Source organism: Terrabacter tumescens, from assembly GCF_014646815.1.
GTDB classification, from domain to species: domain Bacteria; phylum Actinomycetota; class Actinomycetes; order Actinomycetales; family Dermatophilaceae; genus Terrabacter; species Terrabacter tumescens.
Genome location: NZ_BMNZ01000003.1, coordinates 199,830 through 218,425 on the forward strand (window position 1 = coordinate 199,830; position 18,596 = coordinate 218,425).

An 18,596-nucleotide genomic window follows, 5' to 3' on the forward strand; every position below is an offset into this window, starting at 1 on the left:
CGTCAGGCCGCCGTCAGTTGCGCACCTGACGCACCGGGACAGACAGGGCCCGGACCGGCGCGTCGGTGAGCGAGGCCACCGAGAAGAACGGCACGCCCCCGTCGACGCCGGCGACCGAGACCGCGGCGCGCACCGCCCCGGTCGTCGGGACGACCCACACGCTGTCGGCGTCACCCGCGGCCACGGCCACGGTCGAGTCCGCTGGCACGTCGACGGTCGAGACCTTGGCGCCGTCGCCGGTGCCGAAGCGGGCCTCGACGGTGGCAGCAGCCGGACCAGCCGTCAGGAGAAGGCGTTTCGTCGTGCCGTCGAGGCCCGGCAGGAGCACACCGGCCACACCGCGCAGCGCCGGCGTCGCGGGCGTCCACGCGAAGTCGCCCATCTGGTCCGCGGTGGTCGCGCGTCGCTCGGCCCAGGCCGCGGCGACGAGGGGCTGGTCGGAGCGGATGCCGAGTCCCAGCGCTGCAGCGTTGGCCGGCAGCGGGACGTCGAGCGTCGAGTCGGCGGGGACCCGGACGGCCCGGAGGTCGTCGGGCTGCACCGGGCCCTTGTCGGTGAGGAGCCGCACCTGGGCCAGGGCCTCGGAGTCGCCGGGGTTCGCGAGCCGCAACGACGTGGCGCCGCCGGTCCCGACGCCGGGGACGACGAGGTCGGTGCCCGGTGAGGCGGCGCGGGTCGCGTCGTCGATGCCGCGGCCGGTGGCGCCGAGGATCCACTGGTCGTCGAGCACCGCGGAGATGACGCCGCCCGTGGCGGTGACGTGGACGACGGGGGCCGTCTCGGCGGGTGCGATGGCGTCGAGCGAGACGACCTCACGCGAGAGCGGCGGGATCGAGACGCTGCGGTCGGCTGCCGCGTCGATGCGTCCCGAGGTCCCGAGGACCTCGAACGACACCGAGACGGCATTTGCTCCGGGGTTGCTGACGATGACGCGTTCGGTGCGCGACGGACCGGCGCCGCCACCGACGAGCCACACGTCGGACGACGGCGGCTGGCACGGCGTCACGGCGAGACCGCGGTCGTCGTCGCCGGTGTGGCGCCAGACCTGGGTGGCCACGAGCCCCGGAGCGAGCGCGCCGTTCGCCGTGGCGACGACCACGTCGGGGCCCCGGACCCCGGCAGAGGCGACCGCGCCGCGGTCGCCGGTCCGGGCCAGACCGGTCGAGGCCGTCCCGCCGAGCAGCTGGACTCCTCCGGTGCCCCCGGCCGGTGCGCCCGTCACGACTCCGGAGTCGGGCGATGCTGCAGCAACCGTGACGGTGCCCGCCACGTCGCGCAGTCCCGTGGCGCCGAGGCGCTGCTGGCCGGGGCACACGAGCGACGAGGCGTCGACGAGCACGCTGGACGACTCGGGCAGCCCCACGCGCTCGCCTGCGGTGGCGAGCTGCACGGAGCCGCTGACGCGGGTCGCCCCCACGGCGAGACCGGCCGCGACGAGCGCCACCGCTCCCGCCCGGACGATGCCGGACACGTTCCTCATGAGCGCCTCCTCGAGCGACGGTTGCCGAAGGGCACGGCCATGAAGACGACGAAGGCGAGGAGCACGGCCTGGCCGAGGCGCCACCACGGCTGGGCGGCGGCGAGGTCGACCTCGAGCGTGCCCGCGGTGGGTGGCACGGCATACGTCGGCTGCGCCGCACCCGCGACGGGCTGCAGCTGCGCGCCGTCGAAGGTGACGACCGCCTGGCGCGACCACTCGGTGGGCTCGGCGAGCACGACGAATCGTGCGCCGGTGCCGGCCGGCAGGGTCGTGTCGACCGCTGCGTGCGGGCCGACCGTGGGCACGACCTGCAGCACCGCACCGTCCGCGTCGACGAGCCGTGCGCGGGACGGTGCCGTGCCGGCCTCGGCGCCGGCGCCGGCGGCCGGGAGCGGCTGCACCTTCCAGAGGATGCCGCGCTCGCTCGAACCGAGGCGGCTCAGGCCCTGCGAGGAGTCCAGTCGCCGGGCGAGGCCGGAGTCGGCCGTCGCCCGCACCTGGACGAAGCCGATGCCGAGACGGGCAAGCGCCTTGGAGTCGAGCGAGTCGGCGCCGCGGCCGCCGACGATGTTGGCGACGGCGTCGACGAGGGCGGCGTCGTCGGCGTCGGGAGCGCGGTCGAGGTCGCGCAGCAGCTCACCCGGCTCCTGGCCGGCGAGGACGAAGTCCACGACGTCGTCGGACGGGCGCAGCAGCAGCAGCCGGTTGCCGAGGGGGCCGCCGCCCTGCTCGGTCGCGATGGCGGGCAGCGTGGCCTGGCCGACGGACAGCGTGCGGCCGATGCCCTGCACGCCCCAGACGGTGGCGGCGGCGAGGACGGGCCCGACCGCGAGGGCCGCGGCGCAGACTGCGGCGACGAAGCCCCAGCGTCGGCCCGGTCGACCGAGCGAGGCGAGCACCGGGCGACTGCCGGCCAGCACCCCGACGAGCAGGCCCGCCCACCAGAGCTGGACCCCGAGCCCCGCCCAGAGGTGGGCCGGGGCCGACCGGCCCACGCCGGTCTCGGCCGAGCCGAGGACGACGTGCTCCGAGCCGAGCGCGACGGCGAGCCCGAGCACGGCCAGCACGGCGCCGACGACGAGGCCGACGGACTCAGCACGGGTGCGGCCGCGCGTGGCGAGCCCGACGACGCCGAGCACGACGAGCGGGGCCGCGAGCCAGGCGACCCACGTCGTCGCGCTCGTCCCGCCGAGGACGTGCGTGAGCACGCCCCACGTGGTGCGGTCGGACGACGTCGCGACGAGGCCGGGCCCCGACAGGAGCAGGCGCGGGTCCTCCACGAAACGAGCCGTCCACGGGCCGAGGAGTGCGGCCGGGACGACGAGGAGCACGAGGGCGCGGGCCCGCCGCAGCCCCGGCCCCAGGACGAGGAGCAGGAGAGCCGCGAGCGCGGCGAGGGCGAGCAGCGGCGGCGCGAACGCACCGAGGACCGCGGTCGCGAGCGCGGTGGCGAAGGTGGCGGTGAAGGTGCCGTCGCGCCGGGCGGCCAGGCAGAAGCCGGCGAGCACGAACGGCAGCAGCACGTGCACGACCGCCACCCCGACCCGGCCCTGGGCGAGCCCGGTCGCAGCGACGCCGGCCGTGCCCCACGCCAGGGCGGCCAGGGCGCGGGCGACGCGCGAGGAGGTGACGACGCGCGCTGCGAGGTAGGTGGACCACGCGGCGAGGACCGGGGTCAGGAACAGCAGCCAGGCGATGGTGACGCCCGCGCTCGAACGGCTCTCGGCGACACCGGGCACGCGCTCGGCCAGCCAGGTCAGCGCGGAGAGCACGGCGAGGTGCGGTCCGGACTCGGCCCCGGTGCCCAGTCCGGCGCCGTGCCAGGCGTCGCGGAAGGCGTGCCAGAGGCCCGAGGAGTCGGTGGTCACGGGACGCAGCTCGCCGCCGGCGACGCCGGCGTTCGTCGGGGACAGCGCGCCCGCGCGGATCGTGTCGCGCCAGGCCGCGACCGTGGCGACGAGCACGGCGACGACGGCGAGGAAGCCGGGGTGGGTCACGACCCTGCGGGGCAGCGACGCGGGGAGGTGGTCGAGCGACTCGGAGTCGTCGGCCACGGGGCCGGTCTCGGTCGTCGCGGCCGCCTCGCGCCGGGCGCGGGCGCGCTCGGGCGTGATGGCGTCCTGGATGTGGTCGACGGTGGTGCGGGCGGCGACGGCCGGGGCCACGAAGAGGGTGCCGAGGTGGTCGCGGCGCAGGCGCTTGGTCCGGCGCCCGCGCCAGCGGGCGCCGAGCGTCGCGAACGGGTGCATCAGCGCGGTGACGTCCGTCAGCTCACGCCAGGCCTGCCTCGGGCGCTTCGCCACGAGCAGGGTGAGCGAGGCGAGCACCGCGGAGAGCGCCATCCAGATCGCGAGGAACGGAGCGGCGAAGGGCGAGCAGCGGGCGAGCGTGACCTGGCGCGCGGCGCGTCGGCCGCGGCGTTCGAGCTCACGCGGGGTGGGACCGCCGGGGCGGGCGCCGTCGAGGCTCGCCGAGGCGTCGCGGACGACCGCTGCCGGCACGACGATGACGCGGTGGCCGGCGAGCTGGGCCCGCCAGCCGAAGTCGAGGTCGGCTCCGTGGTCGAGGAACGCGGGGTCGAAACCGCCGAGGTCGTCGTGGACGGAGCGCCGCACGAGCATGCCGCTCGTGCTCACCGCGAGGACGTCGGCGCGGTGGTCGCGTACTGGCCCTGGTCGGCCTCGCCGCGCACCGGTGAGCCGAGGCGGCGTCCCGTGCGGGTGATCTGGATGCCCATCTCGACGAGGCGTCGCGGGTCGTCCCAGCTGACGAGCTTGGGCCCGGCGACCCCGACGGACTTCGAGCGCAGGCCGGCCTGGAGCAGCTGGGCCAGGGCGTTGGCCCGTGGAACGGAGTCGTCGTGCAGCACCCAGACCCAGCTCGACGCGGGGTCGGCCGGGACAGGGAGTGCCTCGATGGCACGCTCGACAGCACGCCCGATGGGGACGCGGGCGTCGAGGCGTACGACCTCGACGGACCCGATCGCCCGGCGCACCCGGGAGTGGGCCTGCGCGATGGCGACCGACGTGTCGCTGCTCGCGACGTCGACGATGACGAGCCGGGCCGGCGGCAGCGTCTGGGCGGCCAGGCCGTCGAGACACTCCGCCAGCCACGTGGCTCCGTTGTGCACGACGACGATCGCCTCGACGGTGACGTCCGGTCGTTGCCCGGTGGAGGGAGGGGCAGACAACGACGCGGACGAACCCCCCGCGGCTGCGGGGGCACCTGGGACTTCGGCGAGCTCTTCGGGCACAGCGGCGACCTTCACCCGGACACCTGCGGGGTACCGGGTTCGGACCTCACGATCAGACCGCGCGCTTCTTCAGCTTGCGGCGCTCTCGCTCGGACAGTCCGCCCCAGATGCCGAACCTCTCGTCATTGGACAGGGCGTACTCGAGGCACTCGGAACGCACCTCGCAACCCACGCAGACCTTCTTGGCCTCGCGCGTGGAGCCGCCCTTCTCCGGGAAGAACGCCTCCGGGTCGGTCTGGGCGCAGAGCGAGCGCTCCTGCCAGGAGAGCTCACCCTCCTGCTCACCCGTGTCCGACCAAACCACCATCAACTCGTGCATGACCCCTCCTCGACCCTGACGTGCACTGTGTGGATGCACTGTCGCACCGAGCGAGTTCGTTCTCCGGAGGTTCTGGACAAAAAGGTCCATTCGTTCCAGAAGCACGGCCCCGACCGAATACAACAATGAAATTACATGCGTGTCATACGCCCCACGTCAAGCCCGTTGGTGATATTCGCAGGATCCAGATGCCGGGGCCCACCCCGCACGACCGGCCGGGGACGGCCTGCTGAGAGGATCGGCGCATGCGCATCACCGCTCTGGCCGGAGGAGTCGGCGGCGCCCGGTTCCTCCGGGGCCTGCTCCACCACGCCCGACACACCTACCCCCTGACACCGGATTCCGATCCACTCGAGCTGACCGTCATCGGCAACACCGGTGACGACATCACGCTCTTCGGGCTGCGGGTGTGTCCCGACATCGACACGCTGCTCTACACGCTGGGCGGCGGCATCCACGAGGGGCAGGGCTGGGGACGCGCGGACGAGACGCACAGCGTCGCCGGCGAGCTCGCCGCCCTCGGCGCCGAGCCGCAGTGGTTCACCCTCGGCGACAAGGACTTCGGCACCCACGTCTACCGCTCGCAGCTGCTCGGGCAAGGTATGCCGCTCAGCGCGGTCGTCAACCGCCTCTCCGCCCGCTGGGGGCTGGGCGAGCTCGGGGTCCGGCTGCTGCCCATGACCGACACCCCGGTCGAGACCCACGTCGTCGTCGATGAGGGCGGGCAGCAGCGCGCCATCCACTTCCAGGAGTGGTGGGTGCGCCACCGTGCCGAGCTGCCCGCCGAGCGGTTCGTCGTCGCCGGGCTCGACAAGGCGACCCCGGCGCCGGGCGTGCTCGACGCGATCCGCGAGGCCGACGTCGTCCTCCTCCCCCCGAGCAACCCGGTCGTCTCGATCGGCATCATCCTCGGGGTGCCGGGCGTGCGGGACGCGCTGCGCGGCACCCGGGCCCCCGTCGTCGGGGTCTCCCCGCTCGTCGGCGGCCGGCCGGTGCGCGGGCACGCCGACGTCTGCCTGCGCACGATCGGTGTGGAGGAGTCCAGCGCCGGCGTGGCGGGCCTCTACTCCGACTTCCTCGACGGCTGGCTCGTCGACGAGGAGGACCCGATGCCGGACCGCCGCGGCCTCGAGGTCCAGCGACGCCCGCTGCTCATGAGCTCGGTGGACGCGGCGGCCGAGATGGCGGGCGCGGCCCTCGACCTCGGTCTGCGGCTGCGCGCGGAGCGAGCCCCGGCGTGACCGCGCCCGTCACGGTCACGCCGCTCACCGGCATACCCGAGGTGTGCGAGGGCGACGACCTCGCCGACGTCGTCCAGGTCGGGCTCGACCACGCGGGCGTGCGGCTGGCCGACGGTGACGTCGTCGTCATCTCGAGCAAGGTCGCGAGCAAGGCGCTCGGCCTCGTCACGCACGACCCCGACAAGGACCGCGTCGTGCGCGGCGAGACCGAGCACGTCGTGGCCGAGCGCGCCGTCGGTGACCGCGTCACGCGCATCGTGCGCGCCAAGGCGGGGCCGGTCATGGCGGCGGCGGGCGTCGACGGCTCCAACACCGGCGAGCGCGGCGGGTGGCTGCTGCTGCCCCACGACCCCGACGGCGTCTGCGAGCAGGTCCACGACGCCCTCGTGGCGCGGCACGGCGTGCGGGTGGGGGTCGTGCTCAGCGACACCGCCGGTCGCGCCTGGCGCGTGGGCCAGGTCGACTTCGCCCTCGGCGCCCACGGGCTCCGCGTCCTCGACGACCTGCGTGGGGGCACCGACGCGGACGGCAAGCCTCTCGAGGTGACCACCCGCGCCGTCGCCGACGAGATCGCGGCGGCCGCCGACCTCGTCAAGGGCAAGGTCGCCGCCGTCCCCGCTGCCGTGCTCCGCGGACTGCCCGGCATCCTCGTCGACGAGCCGCTCGAGGCACACCCCCGCGGACGCGATCTCGTGCGCACCGGGCCGGGCGACTGGTTCGGCCACGGGCGCGTGGAGGCGGTCCGGGCGGCGCTCGGCATCGAGCCCGGCAGCCCGGAGGCCGCCGCCGTCGGCGTCGCCCCGGCGGCCGGCGACACGCGCCTCGACGCGGTCTCGCGTGCCGTGCGTGCTGCGCTGCACGGCGTCGAGTCCGGCACCGCCGACGTGGGTCGCCTCTCGGTGACGCTGGGAGCCGAAACCTCCTACGAGCTGGGCCGCCTGGTCTCGCGCCTGACGACCGCGCTGTGGTGCGAGTGGCTCGTCGGCGAGGCGGGGCCCCCGTCGGCCGACGGCCTCTCGGCGGTCGTCCACGTGGCCGGCGCGCCCACGACCTGACGGCGCCCGTCGGTGCACCGACGGGGCGCACCGACGGCACTTGCTCGCTCGTCAGCCGACGGTGAAGACGACCTTGCCGAAGACGTCGCCGTCGACCATCCGGGCGAAGCCGTCCCGGGCGTCGGCCAGCGGCATCACCGAGTCGACGGCGGGCTCGATGCCGCGCTGCTCGACGAGGCGGGCGAGGTGTGCCAGCTCCTCACGGGTGCCCATCGTCGAGCCGACGACGCGCAGCTGCTTGAAGAAGATCTTCGTCAGCTCCGCCTTGGCCGGGGCGTCACCCGACGTCGCGCCGGAGATGACGATCGTGCCGCCGGGGCGCAGGGAGTTGACGGAGTGCGACCACGTGGCGGCGCCCACGGTCTCCATCACGGCGTCGACGCGGTCCGGGAGCCGCTCCCCCGAGCCGAAGACGCGGTCCGCGCCGATCTCGAGCGCACGCTGTCCCCGCGCCTCGTCGCGCGAGGTGGCCCACATGCGGTAGCCCGCCGCCGAGCCGAGCTGGATGAGGGCCGTGGCCACGCCGCCCCCGGCGCCCTGGACGAGCACGGTGCCGCCCGGCTGCACGCCGGAGTTGGTGAAGAGCATGCGGTAGGCCGTCAGCCACGCCGTCGAGAGGCACGCCGCGGTCTGCCACGACATCGACTCGGGCTTGGGAACGACGTTGCCGGTGGGCACGAGCACCTTCTCGGCGAGCGTGCCGTCGTGCAGCTCCGACAGGAGGGTGCGCCGCGGGTCGAGGGTCTCGTCCCCACGCCAGCCGTCCGAGGGGACGACGGCGTGGACGATGACCTCGTTGCCGTCCGCGTCGACGCCGGCGCCGTCGCACCCGAGGACCATGGGCAGGCGGTCCGGCGACAGCCCCACGCCGCGGAGCGACCACACGTCGTGGTGGTTGAGCGCGGCGGTCCGCAGGTCGACCACGGTCCAACCCGGCCTGGCCTCGGGATCCGGGCGCTCACCGACGACGAGGCCGGAGAGCGGGTCGGACGCGGACTGACTGACGGCGTAGGCAGCGAGCATCCCAGCACCATAGTGACCAGCCGGGGTCGTGCGCCCCGGTAGGGTCCTGCCCGTGACCGACAACACGCCCGTGCGCAGCGCGCCCCAGCCGGCGCCGTCGGCGTCCCTGAACACCTCTGCGACCGGCTCCGACATCCGTCGCGAATCCTCGCCGAGCCACGGCGGTCATCCCGGCCGCCCGGCTCCCCGCGGTGTCGACGCGCAGTCCGTCGCCCTCGTGGCCGTCTTCACGGCCCTCCTCGTGGCGGCCGCCGTCGTGCCCGGCATCCCGGTCGGTGGCCTCGGTGTGCCGATCACGCTGCAGACCCTCGCCGTCATGCTCACGGGTCTGGTGCTCGGTCCGGTCCGCGGCGGCCTCGCCGTCCTGCTCTACCTGGTGCTGGGCTTCGTCGGGCTGCCCGTCTTCAGCCGCGGGCAGTCCGGGCTGCAGGTGCTGAGTGGCCCGACGGCCGGCTACCTCGTCTCGTTCGTCGTGGCCGCCCTGGTCGTGGGGCTCGCGGCCCGTGTCGTCCTCCGGCGCACGCGCCGGTCGCTGTGGGTGGCGCTGCTGCTCGCCGCCTCGTTCGTCACGACTGTCGCCGTCGTGCACGTGCTGGGGGTCCTGGGCCTCATGGTCAACCTCCGGCTGCCGCTCTCGGCCGCCGTCAGCGCCGACCTGCCGTTCCTGCCCGGCGACCTCGTCAAGGACGTCGTCGCGGTCGTGGCCGCGGTCTCCGTGCACCGCGCCTTCCCCGACGTGCTCGCCCGTCCTCGCGCGTGACCTGTCCGTGACGGAGGTCCGCCTCGACGGTGCCACGGTCACCGTGCCCGTCGACGGCTCGGCGGACCGGCGCACGCGCACCATCCTCGGCCCCGTCGACCTCGTCCTGACCGAGCGCCGGGTCAGCGTCGTCGGGGCCAACGGTTCGGGCAAGTCGACCCTCCTGCGGCTGCTCAACGGACTGGTCAGCCCTACGTCGGGAGCGGTCACGGTCGACGGCCACGACACCGTGCGCGACGGGGCCAGAGTGCGCCGACGGGTCGCCTTCGCCTTCACCGACCCGATCTCGCAGCTCGTCATGCCGACCGGCCGGGAGGACGTCGAGCTCTCGCTCCGTCGGCTGCACCGCTCCCGCAGCGACCGTCGCGCAGCTGCCGACGAGGTCCTCGAGCGCTTCGGCCTCACCCACCTCGCCGACCAGAGCGTCTACGACCTGTCCGGTGGTGAGCGCCAGCTCATGGCGCTCGCGGTCGTCCTCGCGACCGACCCCGTGCTGCTCGTCCTCGACGAGCCGACGACGCTCCTCGACCGACGCAACACCCTGCGGCTGCGCGCCCTGCTCGACGCCCTCCCCCAGACCGTCGTGCTCGCGACCCACGACCTCGACCTCGCCGCCGCTGCCGACCGCACCCTCGTCGTGGACGAGGGACGCGTCGTCTTCGACGGTGACCCGGCAGGCGGCGTGGAGCACTACGTGCGGCTGGTCGACGGGCCGTGAGAGGACCTGGACTCTTCACGGCCCACGTGCCGGGCACGTCGTTCGTGCACCGGATGCCCTTGTGGCTCAAGCTCGTCGGCGTGCTCGCCGTCGGGGCGATGCCCTGGGTCGCGCCCTCCGTCTGGTCACTCGCACTCGTGACGGTCGCGCTCGCCGGGGTCGTGCTCCTGGCCCGGCTCCCGGTGCGCCGCCTCCTGCGTTCGATGCGCGGCCTGCTGCCCGTGCTCGTCCTGCTGCTGGCCTTCCAGTGGTGGTCGCACGACCTGGCGTATGCCGTCCGCGTCGTCCTCGGCATCGTCAACGCCTTCGTCGCGGCCGGCGTCCTCACCGCCACCACGCCGGTCTCCGACCTGCTCGACGGCGCGGTGCGCGCCGCGCACCCCCTGCGCCGCGTCGTCGACCCCGAGGTCGTGGCCCTGACCCTCGGCGTCGTCGTGCGCTCCGTGCCGTGGGTGGCCGGGTCCTTCGCGAGCGTGCGCGAGTCGGCCCGGGCCCGGGGGCTCGAACGGGACGCGCGAGCCGTCGTCGTGCCCACGGTCGTGCACGTCGTCGCGTTCGCCAGGGCGACCGGCGAGGCACTCGCCGCCCGGGGCCTCACCGATCCAGCGGAACCTGCCGACCCGGACGGCCCGGACGACCCGGCCGACGACGCTCCCGGCCCGGGACGGACCGGGAGCGCCTGAGCCCTCAGCGGGGCGTCGGCGTGACCCGGGCCGCCACCGCGGCGGCCACGGCGGGCGCCACGCGCTCGTCGAAGACGCTCGGCACGATCCGGTCGGCGGTCGGCTCGTCGACGAGCCCGGCGATGGCATACGCCGCCGCGAGCTTCATCTCCTCGGTGATCCGGCGGGCGCCCGAGTCCAGGGCGCCCCGGAAGATGCCGGGAAAGGCGAGCACGTTGTTGATCTGGTTCGGGAAGTCCGAGCGCCCCGTCGCCACCACCTCGGCGAAGCGGGCTGCCACGACGGGGTGCACCTCGGGGTCCGGGTTGGCGAGCGCGAAGATGATCGCCCGCGGCGCCATCCGCATGAGGTCCCGCTCGGCCACGGTGCCCCCGGAGACCCCGATGAGGACGTCGGCGGCGGACAGGGCGTCGCCGATGGCGCCGGTGACCCCGCGCCGGTTCGTCACGTCGCGCAGCCTGCGCTTGTGCGGGACGAGGTCGTCGCGGTCGGGTCCGAGCACGCCACGGGAGTCGACGACGACGACGTCCCCCACGCCGGCGGCGAGCAGGATGCGGCTCACGGCCACCCCGGCGGCACCTGCCCCGGACACGACGACCGTGAGGTCGGGCAGCTCCTTCTCGACGACCCGCACCGCACCGAGCAGGGCCGCCAGCGCGACGATCGCCGTCCCGTGCTGGTCGTCGTGGAAGACGGGGATGTCGAGGCGCTCCTGCAGGCGCTGCTCGATCTCGAAGCAGCGCGGCGCCGAGATGTCCTCGAGGTTGATGCCCCCGTAGGTCGGCGCGATCCGCGCCACCGCGTCGACGATCTCGTCGACGGTGCCGGTCTCCATGCAGACCGGCACGGCGTCGACGTCCGCGAAGTGCTTGAAGAGCACCGCCTTGCCCTCCATGACGGGCATGGCGGCCAACGGCCCCACGTCGCCGAGGCCGAGCACGGCGGTGCCGTCGCTGACGACGGCGACGGTGTTGCGCCGGCTCGTGTAGACGCCCGCGAGCGTCGGATCGGCCGCGATGGCGCGCGAGACCTGCGCGACACCCGGCGTGTAGAGGAGGGAGAGGTCGGCCGCGTCTCGCAGGGCCGACGTGGCGTGCACCCCGAGCTTGCCTCCCTCGTGGACCTGGAACACCGGGTCACGGGGATCGAAGAGCTGGGCGGTGGGCAACGCACTCATGCTGGGACACCTCGTTCGCATGGAGAAGACGAGGGCAGGGACGCCCTCACTGGTGAGACAGCGCCGGGGGTCTGGCCTGCAAGCTCGTTCTCGCGACGGGGGTTGCCCGAAGTCGCCATCATGGCACGCCGGCGTCGGCCGCCCAAGGGTCAGGCCCCTGTGACGCCCCTCTCAGCGACGCCCCTCTCAGCCCGGCACGGCCGGGGCTCAGCCGGGCTCAGGACTGGTCGGAGCCGGGCCCGATGGCGGTGAGCAGGGCGTCGACCACCCGGGGGTCGTACTCGTAGCCGAGACCGAGGTAGATCCGCTCGATGGCGGCCTCGCGCGCCCGCACGCTGCGGGCGCCCGCCGTGAGGTCCTCGTAGGCGTTGACGACCTTGACGATGCGGCTCGTCAGCGGGATCTCCTCCCCGAGCTCGCGCACCTGGCGGTAGGGCGTTGTCTGGTGCTCGAGGATCCGGGCCGCACCCTCGAAGACGCCGGTCTCGCGGACGATCGCCACGGTGTCGGCCTCGATGCGGCGCTGGTCGGCCGGGGCGGCGAGCACCGTGGCGCCGCCCGGGATCGGCTCGATGAGGGCCACCTGGCCGATGTCGTGGAGCAGCGCGGCGTACTCGAGGTCGAGCAGCTCACGCTCGGACAGGCCGAGCTCGCGGCCGACCCGGACCGCGAGGGCTGCCACGCGCTCGGAGTGGCCGGCTGGGGTGTAGCCGGCCGCGTCGGTCAGGCGCGAGAGGGTCCGGATGCTCTGGAGGTAGGTGGCGCGGATGCTGACGTAGCGGCGGAAGGCGAAGAGCGTCAGCACGAGCGGCATGAGGAAGAGCGGGAGGGCCGCGATCCCCATGGGCGGGGCGGCGAGCGCGATGAGCACGCCGGTGACGGCGACCGCCATGGACATCGCGAACGACGAGCGGACCTCCTCGACAAAGGTGCGGCGCAGGTTTCCCGACGCCGACAGCGCACGCAGCACCGACGTGAAGAGCGTGTCGGCGACGAGGCCCAGCATCGTGATGCCCAGCATCAGCGCCGCCCGCTGCCACGGCACGAGGCCGTCGGAGGGTGCGGCCTCTCCCGGCTGCTGACCGAGGTGCACCCCCCGGTAGAGGACGGTCACGACGATGATCGCCACGAGTCGCCCGGTCGTCTCGACGATGCTCACGTCGCGACCGGACAGAACCCTCGTGACGGTACCGACCGCCATGGCGAGTGAGGTGACGGCGACGACGAAGGCGGTGCCGTACGCGACGAACTGGCCGCCGGGCACCTCCGTGGTCAGGGCCAGGCCGAAGGCCGCCGCCATGGCGATGGGCGCGGAGCCACGGAACCCGGGCGCCGACAGGTGGAACCACTCGCCGAGCACGATCGTGACGGCGAAGACGGCGGCGACGAGCAGGCCCGCCTCCGTGCCCGGCTGCGGGACGTCACCGATGACGAGCGCGACCACGACCGAGACCACGAGGCCGACCAGTCCGATGAGCAGGGCCACCGGCTCGCGACGCACTGCGCCCTTCATGTGCCGGCCCCCGTCGACACTCCGGACGGCCACCCGTGCTTGTCGAGCGCCACGAGCACGGCGCTGACGATCGTCGGGTCGAAGCATCCCTCGTCGGACTGGAGGGCACGTCCGACCTCCGCCAGGTAGGGCTGTCTGCCCTCGTCGACCGCGGCGGCGGTCAGCTCCTCGACCCGGGACGTGACGGCGAGGATGCGAGCCGCGATGGGGATCTCCTGACCGGCGACACCGTCGGGACGGCCGCCGCCGTCGTAGCGCTCGTGCTGGTGGCGGATCCCGGACCGGGCGTCCTCGAGGAAGTCGATGCCCTCGATCATGCGGGCGCCCATGACGCAGTGCCGGTCGATGATGCGCCGCTCCGACACGCTGAGCGCCTCGGGGGCACGGCGCAGGAGGCGGGTCGGGACACCGAGGTGGCCGATCTCGTGGAGCGTGGCGGCATACCGGACCGTCCCGATCTGGTGCGGTCCGAGGCCGAGCTCCTCGGCGACGGACTCGGCGAGCCGCGCCGCACGCCGACTGCGGTCCACCGCGGGTGGCTCCTTGGTGCCGAGCGCCGTGACCAGGGTCTCGACGACACGTTCGTGGGAGCGCAGCTCCTCGCCGAACTGGACGAAGGCCCACCGCGCCGCGAGCAGCGGCGCCATGACGAGCAGCGCGCTGAACGCGCCGAGCCCGGCAGGGAACCAGAGGATGACGAAGAGGAAGCCGATGACGCCGTAACCGATGTAGGCCACCCCGGAGCTGACGAGGATGCGCCGGACGAAGACCCAGAAGGGCACCCGCTGGTCGAGGCTGACGGCACCGGCCACGAGGACGGCGTTGGTGATGCACTGGACGACGTCGGCCACGATGAGTGGGAGTCCCACCTGCACGACGAGGTCGGAGAAGCCACTGATCGACTCGAGCGACGCGGCGCCACCGCACACGATGTAGGCCATGGCCCCGGCGACGCCGATGATGCTCATCATCGCGATGTTGAAGGCCCGCTGGAACCACTTCATGCGCGGCTCGCGCTCGATGCTCTGCGACACGAGCCCGACGAACCAGGCGCCGAACGGGCCGAGGAGGGCGCCTGAGGCGAGCAGGATGATCGACAGGAACGAGAAGCCGATCCGCGAGGTCACGGTCGGCTCGCGGAGGGTGTAGCTGAGCACTCCCATCGCGGACAGGAGCAGGAGCGGGCCGACCTCAGGGTGTCGGCCGTAGGCCCAGGACATCGCTCCGAGTGCCAGCGACCCGAGGCTCACGAGGGCGATGTAGTAGGGCAGCAGCCGCGACGAGGTGGGCTGTTCGGGTGCGCTTCTCACGGACTAGAGGTAAGTCACGACAGTTCGGTCCCGCAACCGCCAGCGGAAGCAGGACCGAACCGAGGTGATGGGAGCAAGATGGCTCAGGGACCCCAGGACCACGTGTTGGCGAGCGATGCCATCGCTCGGGTCATGAAGTCGTTGGAGGCAAGGGCGGCAAGCAGGGCAGCGAACATTTGGGGGCTCCTTCATTGCATTGATGTTCCGGATGCGTGCGCCATGGAGGGGCGTTGCTCGCGGCAGCACAGAACAACTGAGGTTTCCCTCGAGTCACAGCGTCCCAGCGCGAGCGCGCGCACAAAAGCAGATCCGGCCGTTACGGCCGGATCTATACCAAGATTTTAAGGTCTGCCGGGGAACCCTGCAGCCGAATTGGGTGAGTGCGCAGGCATGTGGAAGACTCGGGTCCTCGTGCCCGTACGGACACGAGAATCCGCAGGACCAAGGAGAGCCGACGATGAGCAAGCGCGCCCGCAAGCGCCGCTCCCGCAAGGGCAACGCCGCCAACCACGGCCGCAAGCCCAACGCCTGAGCCGCAGACGTCAAAGGCCCGCACCCGATCATTCGGGGCGGGCCTTCGTCGTGCCCGGCGCCGGACGGGCCGGCATCGAGCGGGCCTGCGTCGTGCCGGGCCTGCGTCGTGCCGGGCCAGGCGTCGTGCCGGTGCGGTCGTCTCAGCCGCGGTCGACCTGGATGACGGTCATCGAGATGCGGGACATGATCGTCATCCGCAGCGCCTCGGGGGCCTGCTCGCACTCGCAGGACCGCTTGATGAGCGACTTGAGCGTCGTGTCGAGGTCGTACTCCTTCAGGCACGGTCCGCACTCGTCGAGGTGCGCCTGGATCTTCGCGCACTCGTCGGGCCCGAGCTCGCCGTCGAGGTACTCGTAGACGCGCAGCAGCGCCTCCGAGCAGTCGGTGCGGGCTCCCGCGCCGTCTGCGTTCGGAGCACCAGCCGTGGTGTGCTCGCTCATGACCGACCTCCTTCGGTGCCCACGCCCTCGGAGCTGCCGGCGGCGGCGAAACCGCGGTCGGCGGCATACTCCGAGAGCAGCTCTCGCAGCTGGCGCCGGCCACGGTGCAGGCGGCTCATGACGGTACCGATGGGCGTGTCCATGATCTCGGCGATCTCCTTGTAGGAGTAGCCCTCGACGTCGGCGAAGTAGACCGCGAGGCGGAACTCCTCCGGGATCGCCTGCAGGGCCCGCTTGACGTCGCTGTCGGGCAGGTGGTCGAGCGCCTCCGCCTCGGCGGAGCGCAGACCGACCGACGTGTGCGACTCGGCACGCGCCAGCTGGTAGTCCTCGATCTGGGCCGAGTCGGACTCGAGCGGCTGACGCTGCTTCTTGCGGTAGGTGTTGATGTAGGTGTTGGTGAGGATGCGGTACATCCACGCCTTGAGGTTGGTCCCCGGCTTGTACTGGTGGAAGGCCGCGTAGGCCTTGGCGAACGTCTCCTGGACGAGGTCCTCGGCGTCGCTCGGGTTGCGCGTCGTGCGCAGGGCGGCGCTGTAGAGCTGGTCGAGCAGGGGCATCGCCTCGCGCTCGAAGCGCGCACGGCGCTCCCGCTCGCTCTCGCTCGCGACGTCGACGCTCGCGTCGGCGCGCGCCAGCTCCTCGGGGTCGGCCCCCAGGGCCGGGACGGACGTCGTGACTGCCGGCGTGCTGTCGGTGCTGGGGTCCGCGAGGCGCACGGCGGCGCTCGGATCGGTCTTCTTGTCCTTTGCCATCGCCTCCCAGCCTAGACCGGCGGGCTGTGGCAACAGACCGCGCGCGACGGCGGCGGTCGTGATGCTCTCGGGCTCACGGGTGGGGCAGGTGACCATGCCCGGTGCAACGACGCCTAGGCGGGGAGCATTCCCGCGATCCTCGTCAGCGCGTCGGTGAGGGCGCCGCGCGAACCCTTGGGGTAGCTGTGCGCGCCCGGGACCTCGAGGAGGGTCGTGCCCGGCGGGAGGTGCGGGCGCAGCTCCTCCGGCGTGCCGAAGGTGTCCCGGGTGCCCTGCACGACCCATGACGGGTCGGGCGCCAGCGCGAGCTCGTGGGCCCTCAGCTTGTCGGGCTGCCCGGGCAGGTGCAGAGGGAAGCTGAGCAGCAGCCCGGCGTCCGCCTCGAGCGTGCCGGCGGTGCGACAGGCGACGCGGGCGCCGGCGCTGCGGCCCCCGACGACGAGCGGCCGCGGCAGCCGTCCGCGCCCGGTGAGCAGGGCCTCGACCATCGGCACCCACGCGGCGTCGAGCGTCGGCGGCCGTCCGGCGACCCGGCGGCCGGCGACGAGCCACGGCTGCTCGATCAGCACGACGGCCCAGCCGGCCCCGAGCAGCACCTCGCGGGCGACGGCCAGGTCGATCGCGCCGAGCCCTCCCCCGGCGCCGTGGCCGAGCACCACGGTGCCGTGGGCCCGCTGCGGCCGCTGCACGTGGGCGCGCCCGGGACCACCCGGGGTCTCGATCTCGCGGACCGTCTCGCGCGTCTGGGCGCTCATGCGCCGATGACCTCGCCGGTCATCGGGTCGACGACGCCCTCGAGCTCGGACTCGGGGACGGGCTCGACCAGCGCCGGGCCGTTGTTGCGGGTGGCCCCGAGGGCGCGGCTGACGGGGTGGGCCTCGAAGCGACCGGGCTGGGCGAAGTCGAGCACGCCCTGGACGTAGCCGGGGTCCTTCTCCTCCGGGTCCAGCCACTGCTCCCACTGCCCCGGCTCGAGCACGAGCGGCTGTCGGTCGTGGATGCGGTCCATGCCCGGGTCGGCGGCGGTCGTGATGATCGTGAACGTCGTGAGCCACGCGTCCGGGTCCCCGTCGGGCAGCTCCCGGTCGCGCCAGAACTCGTAGAGGCCGGCGAACGCGACGGGCGCGCCGTCGGCGCGGTGGACGAAGAAGGGCTGCTTGCGCGGCTTGCCCTTGGCGTCGACCGCGGTCGGCGAGACCTGCCACTCGTACCAGCCCTCCGCCGGCACGATGCAGCGGCGCGAGAGCGCGGCCTTGGCGAAGGCTCCCTTGCCGAGGACCGACTCGGCCCGGGCGTTCGTCATGCGCAGGCCCATCTTGACGTCCTTGGACCACGCCGGCACGAGCCCCCAGGTGAGCAGCCGCAGCTGTCGCGTGGGCTCGGCAGCCGCGTCGGCACCGGCGTCCCCGCTCCCCTCGCCACGCGGGCGGCGGGTCAGCACGACGGGTGCCTGCTTCGAGGGCGCCATGTTCCAGTCGGGCTCGCCGGCGGGCGGGCTCTGGGGGTTCTTCAGGACGCTGCGCGCGGGGTCGCCGGTGTGGTCCTCGTCGACGTCGAACGCCTCGATGAGCTCGTCGGGCCGCGCGCTCGCGGCATACCTCCCGCACATGCGCCACAGCGTATGCCGCATGGTCGGGCGGGGCGGGCGTCGCGCGGCCGTCGGGACGCCTGCGGTGTGGGCGTCGCCCCGTGGCCTGCGGGTATGTCGATACCGTAGGTGTCCACACGTCCACGATGGCCACGGCACGCTCCGGCGGGCTGCGGCCAGAGGAGGAAATCGTATGATCGTCCGCCGTCTCGCCCGTCCGCTGCTCGCGTCCGTCTTCGTCGCCGCAGGGGTCGAGGCGCTGCGCAACCCCGCCGCGCGCACCGACCAGGCCGCCCACCTGCTCCAGAAGGTGCCGGACCAGGTCCCCGGGGCCGAGGTCGCCGCGAAGGACCCCGACCTCTTCGTCCGGGTGAACGGCGCCGCGCTGCTCGGCGGTGGCCTCCTCCTCGCCACGGGTCGTATGCCGCGTCTGGCCTCGACCGTGCTCGCGGCGTCCATCGTCCCGACCACGGCCATCGAGCACGCCTTCTGGGAGGAGACCGACCTGACCCGCAAGGCCCAGAGCCGCAGCCTCTTCCTCAAGAACGTCGGCCTGCTCGGCGGCCTGCTGCTGGCCGCCGTCGACACCGAGGGCCGTCCCGGCCTCGCCTGGCGCGCCCAGCACGCGACGAAGACGACGCGCCGCGAGGCGCGCCACGCCCAGCGGACCGCCAAGCGCGAGGCGCGTCTGCTCGCCCACCGAGCACAGGACGTCGTGAGCTGAGTTGAGTCCCGCTGATCCATCGC

Annotated in this window: 19 protein-coding genes; 7 read left to right on the forward strand and 12 right to left on the reverse strand. The window is 73.6% G+C overall.

The features are described 5' to 3' along the window. Positions 1 to 13 precede the first annotated feature (13 nt). The 4 genes from IEY30_RS08305 to IEY30_RS08315 form a co-directional block, all read right to left on the reverse strand. Positions 14 to 1,480, reverse strand: a complete 1,467-nt coding sequence (locus IEY30_RS08305) for a DUF5719 family protein (RefSeq protein ID WP_030194726.1) — start codon at positions 1,478 to 1,480, stop codon at positions 14 to 16. After that, complete coding sequence (locus IEY30_RS08310) at positions 1,477 to 4,116, reverse strand: glycosyltransferase family 2 protein (protein ID WP_268240968.1); 2,640 nt, start codon at positions 4,114 to 4,116, stop codon at positions 1,477 to 1,479. The genes IEY30_RS08305 and IEY30_RS08310 overlap by 4 nt, the downstream gene beginning before the upstream one ends. Next, positions 4,113 to 4,670, reverse strand: coding sequence for a glycosyltransferase family 2 protein (locus IEY30_RS22120; protein ID WP_268240969.1), 558 nt, complete (start codon positions 4,668 to 4,670; stop codon positions 4,113 to 4,115). Before IEY30_RS22120 ends, IEY30_RS08310 begins: the two co-directional genes overlap by 4 nt. Before the next feature lie 115 nt (positions 4,671 to 4,785). Next, positions 4,786 to 5,052 (reverse strand): WhiB family transcriptional regulator, encoded by a 267-nt coding sequence (locus IEY30_RS08315; RefSeq protein ID WP_020143018.1) that lies wholly within the window; start codon positions 5,050 to 5,052, stop codon positions 4,786 to 4,788. A 245-nt stretch (positions 5,053 to 5,297) separates the two neighbouring features. Here IEY30_RS08315 and cofD point away from each other — a divergent pair, with 245 nt between their 5' ends. After that, positions 5,298 to 6,293, forward strand: coding sequence for a 2-phospho-L-lactate transferase (gene cofD / locus IEY30_RS08320; RefSeq protein WP_030194723.1), 996 nt, complete (start codon positions 5,298 to 5,300; stop codon positions 6,291 to 6,293). Continuing rightward, positions 6,290 to 7,348, forward strand: a complete 1,059-nt coding sequence (locus IEY30_RS08325; RefSeq protein WP_030194720.1) for a coenzyme F420-0:L-glutamate ligase — start codon at positions 6,290 to 6,292, stop codon at positions 7,346 to 7,348. The genes cofD and IEY30_RS08325 overlap by 4 nt, the downstream gene beginning before the upstream one ends. Positions 7,349 to 7,399: 51 nt before the next feature. On the opposite strand, the gene IEY30_RS08330 is transcribed toward IEY30_RS08325, so the two are convergent. Continuing rightward, positions 7,400 to 8,371: a zinc-binding dehydrogenase gene (locus IEY30_RS08330; protein ID WP_030194717.1), complete on the reverse strand. Its 972-nt coding sequence runs from the start codon at positions 8,369 to 8,371 to the stop codon at positions 7,400 to 7,402. Between the two features lie 52 nt (positions 8,372 to 8,423). On the opposite strand from IEY30_RS08330, the gene IEY30_RS08335 reads away from it, so the two are divergent. Genes IEY30_RS08335 through IEY30_RS08345 form a run of 3 tightly spaced genes read left to right on the forward strand, consistent with a single transcriptional unit; the run spans position 8,424 to position 10,532 of the window. After that, on the forward strand, positions 8,424 to 9,131 hold the full coding sequence (locus IEY30_RS08335; protein ID WP_030194716.1) for a biotin transporter BioY: 708 nt from the start codon (positions 8,424 to 8,426) through the stop codon (positions 9,129 to 9,131). A 7-nt stretch (positions 9,132 to 9,138) separates the two neighbouring features. Further along, positions 9,139 to 9,849 carry an energy-coupling factor ABC transporter ATP-binding protein gene (locus tag IEY30_RS08340; RefSeq protein ID WP_030194714.1) on the forward strand — a complete coding sequence of 237 codons (711 nt, stop codon included), beginning with the start codon at positions 9,139 to 9,141 and terminating at the stop codon, positions 9,847 to 9,849. Next, positions 9,846 to 10,532, forward strand: coding sequence for an energy-coupling factor transporter transmembrane component T family protein (locus tag IEY30_RS08345; RefSeq protein WP_081920351.1), 687 nt, complete (start codon positions 9,846 to 9,848; stop codon positions 10,530 to 10,532). The genes IEY30_RS08340 and IEY30_RS08345 overlap by 4 nt, the downstream gene beginning before the upstream one ends. 4 nt (positions 10,533 to 10,536) lie before the next feature. On the opposite strand, the gene IEY30_RS08350 is transcribed toward IEY30_RS08345, so the two are convergent. From IEY30_RS08350 to IEY30_RS08360, 3 genes are all read right to left on the reverse strand, one after another. Next, a complete protein-coding gene (locus IEY30_RS08350) occupies positions 10,537 to 11,709 on the reverse strand; it encodes an NAD(P)-dependent malic enzyme (protein WP_043416105.1) in 1,173 nt (390 codons plus the stop codon). A gap of 217 nt (positions 11,710 to 11,926) precedes the next feature. After that, positions 11,927 to 13,222, reverse strand: coding sequence for an HD-GYP domain-containing protein (locus IEY30_RS08355; RefSeq protein ID WP_030194707.1), 1,296 nt, complete (start codon positions 13,220 to 13,222; stop codon positions 11,927 to 11,929). Continuing rightward, a complete protein-coding gene (locus tag IEY30_RS08360) occupies positions 13,219 to 14,532 on the reverse strand; it encodes an HD-GYP domain-containing protein (protein WP_030194704.1) in 1,314 nt (437 codons plus the stop codon). Before IEY30_RS08360 ends, IEY30_RS08355 begins: the two co-directional genes overlap by 4 nt. 457 nt (positions 14,533 to 14,989) lie before the next feature. On the opposite strand from IEY30_RS08360, the gene IEY30_RS22255 reads away from it, so the two are divergent. Next, the gene (locus tag IEY30_RS22255) at positions 14,990 to 15,064 is read left to right on the forward strand and encodes a 50S ribosomal protein bL37 (RefSeq protein WP_369791897.1); all 75 of its coding nucleotides are present in this window, start codon (positions 14,990 to 14,992) and stop codon (positions 15,062 to 15,064) included. A 142-nt stretch (positions 15,065 to 15,206) separates the two neighbouring features. Here IEY30_RS22255 and rsrA read toward each other — a convergent pair whose 3' ends face one another. From rsrA to IEY30_RS08380, 4 genes are read right to left on the reverse strand one after another with little or no spacing between them, the layout of a single operon-like run. Continuing rightward, positions 15,207 to 15,506, reverse strand: a complete 300-nt coding sequence (gene rsrA / locus IEY30_RS08365; protein ID WP_030194701.1) for a mycothiol system anti-sigma-R factor — start codon at positions 15,504 to 15,506, stop codon at positions 15,207 to 15,209. After that, positions 15,503 to 16,357: a sigma-70 family RNA polymerase sigma factor gene (locus IEY30_RS08370; protein ID WP_030194698.1), complete on the reverse strand. Its 855-nt coding sequence runs from the start codon at positions 16,355 to 16,357 to the stop codon at positions 15,503 to 15,505. The genes rsrA and IEY30_RS08370 overlap by 4 nt, the downstream gene beginning before the upstream one ends. A gap of 17 nt (positions 16,358 to 16,374) precedes the next feature. Beyond that, positions 16,375 to 17,016 carry an alpha/beta hydrolase family protein gene (locus IEY30_RS08375; protein ID WP_030194695.1) on the reverse strand — a complete coding sequence of 214 codons (642 nt, stop codon included), beginning with the start codon at positions 17,014 to 17,016 and terminating at the stop codon, positions 16,375 to 16,377. Beyond that, positions 17,013 to 17,870, reverse strand: a complete 858-nt coding sequence (locus IEY30_RS08380) for an SOS response-associated peptidase (RefSeq protein WP_030194693.1) — start codon at positions 17,868 to 17,870, stop codon at positions 17,013 to 17,015. The genes IEY30_RS08375 and IEY30_RS08380 overlap by 4 nt, the downstream gene beginning before the upstream one ends. Before the next feature lie 172 nt (positions 17,871 to 18,042). On the opposite strand from IEY30_RS08380, the gene IEY30_RS08385 reads away from it, so the two are divergent. Next, entirely contained in the window at positions 18,043 to 18,573 is a 531-nt protein-coding gene (locus IEY30_RS08385) for a DoxX family membrane protein (RefSeq protein WP_030194690.1), read from the forward strand. The last annotated feature ends 23 nt before the right edge of the window (positions 18,574 to 18,596 follow it).